At 27.9% G+C, this 815-nt stretch carries 1 protein-coding gene; it reads left to right on the top strand.

Annotation, left to right across the window (positions count from 1 at the left end):
* Nucleotides 1-375: 375 nt before the first annotated feature.
* A partial coding sequence (locus IDG60_RS17270; protein WP_206160982.1) for a hypothetical protein occupies nt 376-815 on the top strand: 440 nt, incomplete at its 3' end.

Raw genomic sequence — 815 nt, 5'->3', positions numbered from 1 at the left:
TTCAGTGTAAAATGTACTTGGGTCATGTAAAAGTCCTCCTGGGTATGTTTTTGTCGTTAAAAACATTGTACCGTAAAAGGACTGTTATATGGCCTTTTTACTTTTACACAATTATACGGACTTTATCTAACTGCTAAATATTGATTATAGCACCATTGCAAAACTAATCATTAATTGTCATATTCAACTATTTTGAAAAGTATCAATTTCACATTATCAAATTATTGAGTATCTCAATTTATTGTTATACACAAACAGTATTTTTGTTATCATAGAGTTAATAAATATAATAAATTAAACAAGTAACTTTACAAAAATTAGAATGATTCAATTCAATCATAATTGTTTGAAAATAGAGGTGAGCAGGTGAACGATATGTTAATTAGTCTTGTAATCCCAGTTTTTGCTTTGTTAGTTATTGGTGGTATTATTTGGATGATTATAGAAGGTATAGTACATATTTCAAAAAAGAATAAAGCAATTGATAACTTTTTTAACCAAGTTAATAAAGTAAGTGAGACATATAAATTCGCTACTACTTTTTTATTTCTAATCTTGGCTACGGCGGGTATTTCTCAATTTTATCTATATTATATAGTATCAGCGTTACTTTTTTGGCTTGTCATACTTACCTTTGGTATTGCAGGTATCATTTTTTTAATGCCATATGGATTATGTTTTCTACCGTTTTATAAGCAAAAAAAGAAAAAACAGACATTTAAAAAATACATGGTTTACACTACGATTGGTTTGTCAATTTGTCTAGGCTTATCTCTAGTTTTGGTTCACACTACGAAAATTTATATGGACGAAGG

Source organism: Staphylococcus sp. EG-SA-2, assembly GCF_017152085.1.
Note: the sequence above shows the minus strand (reverse complement) of the source record. Positions and strands in the feature narration are given on the sequence as shown.